Annotated in this window: 4 protein-coding genes; all 4 read right to left on the bottom strand. The window is 29.3% G+C overall.

The annotated features are described in order from the left end of the window. Positions 1-123: 123 nt before the first annotated feature. Positions 124-1,056 carry a DUF4238 domain-containing protein gene (locus RM553_RS19310; protein WP_311536605.1) on the bottom strand — a complete coding sequence of 311 codons (933 nt, stop codon included), beginning with the start codon at positions 1,054-1,056 and terminating at the stop codon, positions 124-126. Positions 1,057-1,212: 156 nt separating this feature from the next. Further along, positions 1,213-1,452, bottom strand: coding sequence for a hypothetical protein (locus RM553_RS19305; RefSeq protein WP_311536604.1), 240 nt, complete (start codon positions 1,450-1,452; stop codon positions 1,213-1,215). A 2-nt stretch (positions 1,453-1,454) separates the two neighbouring features. Further along, positions 1,455-1,733 (bottom strand): hypothetical protein, encoded by a 279-nt coding sequence (locus RM553_RS19300; protein WP_311536603.1) that lies wholly within the window; start codon positions 1,731-1,733, stop codon positions 1,455-1,457. A gap of 6 nt (positions 1,734-1,739) precedes the next feature. Next, on the bottom strand, positions 1,740-2,259 hold a 520-nt coding region (locus RM553_RS19295), incomplete at its 5' end, for a hypothetical protein (protein WP_311536602.1).

The raw sequence follows: 2,259 nt of genomic DNA, 5'->3' as shown, positions 1-2,259 counted from the left end.
AACGGTCTCGGCTATCGCAAGTTGCGGGAGTTGGGACGCGGAGTTGTCGGTTTAATTGTTTTCTTTCCTGGTTTCTAAAATTACAATTTTTCCTTGATACCCGTTATTTGCGATGAGCCGTTGTTATAGGCAGTTTTTGTACTCCTCTAATTGTTTAGAATTTTTGGCAAATATGAAATCTTCTGATTTTTTAAAAATGATGTTATTAAACATTTTCACCTCTTTTTCTTTAATTTTTAAATGTCCATATTTATTTCCATCGTTGTAATGAACTTTTAAAGCGATTGTTGGATTCAATGGATAAAAAAATTCCAAAGAAATTACATTTCCTTTTTCGTCTCTTTCATCTTCTTTCAAATTTATTATCGGTTGATCTGAAGTTATAAAATCCGTGCTAGAAATGTTTTCTATAAATACAAATTTTGTTTTCTTATAATTTCTGAATCCATTAGCCATTCCTGTAGCTAATACAAATGAAAGAATATGAAAATATTTTGGCAGAATTTTATAGTGACCTTGAAATTTCTGAGTGAATATATTCTGCATTCTTTTTGTTCTCACATATTGGAAACACAAAAAAATAATTGTTTTTAATTCTGATTCATCATCATCTAAAAATTTTAAATCTTCAACTGTTTTAATCTGCATTAATTTTTCTCCAAAACTTTCAAAATCTGAATGAAAATCTTCCATTAAATTAGATTTCATTAAATCCAATTTATCTTCTATTTCTACTAATTTGCTTTCTGGAATTTCATTGTTCTTTATGGCTCTTTTTAGTTTGGAATATGAAGTGAAAAGCTCATAATATTCCTGAAAAATTACTTCAGTGTCTTGATTGCTCAGATTTGAGATAATTCCCTTTAGAGCAATTTCTTCTTCCTTTGAAAATTCTTGTAGTGAATAATAAAATTTCTCCTGTGCTACATTCATTAAATTTGTTGTAGCAATTTTCTTTTCAAACTTTATTAATGATGGTATTAAATCTTTTGAGTTAGACCAAGATCTTAAATACCTTCTCCAAACGTAATGTTGTCTTTTCTTTTTTTTACTCAAAATTTAAAAATTGCCTATAACGGTCTCGGCTATCGCAAGTTGCGGGAGTTGGGATGCGGAGTTGTCGGTTTAATTGTTTTCTTTCCTGGTTTCTAAAATTACACTTTTTCGGCTATACCCGTTATTTGCGATGAGCCGTTGTTATGTGCTGGCAAATTACCTCCAAGTTTCATTAAAAGCAGATTTAACTTTGTTTTCTAAATCAGCAGGAATATCTTTTGAATTATCGAAATTCAAATAGATTTTATCACCTCGTGGTATTAATGTGTAATATGGTTCATCCGTTTTAAATTCTCCTGTATATTCTTCATTGATTGTTTCAACCTTTTTAATGAAGATTTCCAGTTTTTTGTTATAGTCGTCAGAACCATAGAAGAACTTGTTCAAATTTTCCATTTTTAATCATCTTTATTTTCTATAAATAAAGGTAGGGAGAATTTTATTCTATTGATAGCGGAATTATTAACCTGTTCTTTATTATTAGCTCCTAAACCAATTCCGGCCACAAATATTCCAGCTCCTATTTTTGATTCATCAGCAGAATTTGTTGTTACTGAAATATCAAACTGTATTTCTTTTGCAGTAGTATCTGAAACACGAATACCATTTTTGTTAGCATCTGAAATTCCATTTTGTATTTCGGTTAGTGTTTTAGCTATAAAATCTTTTAATTCCATAAGCATTTATTGATTTGCGTTCCAAATCGCAATTTCAACATTTTCTTCATCACGTTGTATTGCAATCGGTTGTTTAAATTTTGGATAATCGTTCCATCTTCTCCCAAAAAGCATATTGAAATCAGGATCTTTATAATCTGTAATATCTTTTTGATTAAATTTCCCTTTCTTATTATCATCAGGACCATACATTTGAAAAATACTATTTATAAGATTTTTCATTTCTGTCATATTAATATTATCAGGGTCATAATTACGAAAAGACACATTTTTATTATTATCACCAATTACTCTCACTTCTACAATATCAAATAATCCACACTCTTTATAGTCAAGCTGTTTTTCATAAGTTTTTACTTCTGTGCCTGAAACATTTTCTTCCTCGCCTACAATCTCGAATGTTTCATCAGGAATTTCTTTAAGATTGATTTTGAAGAAATCGGAAATTTCTTTTTTCTGTGGCTGGTTATTTTTTGAACCAAAAAGTGATTTTAGTAAACTCATAATTTTCAATTTTGCTTGCACA

This window comes from Autumnicola tepida, assembly GCF_031846485.1.
Classification (GTDB): Bacteria; Bacteroidota; Bacteroidia; order Flavobacteriales; family Flavobacteriaceae; genus Autumnicola; species Autumnicola tepida.
This window is presented reverse-complemented; position numbering and strand designations above follow the sequence as displayed.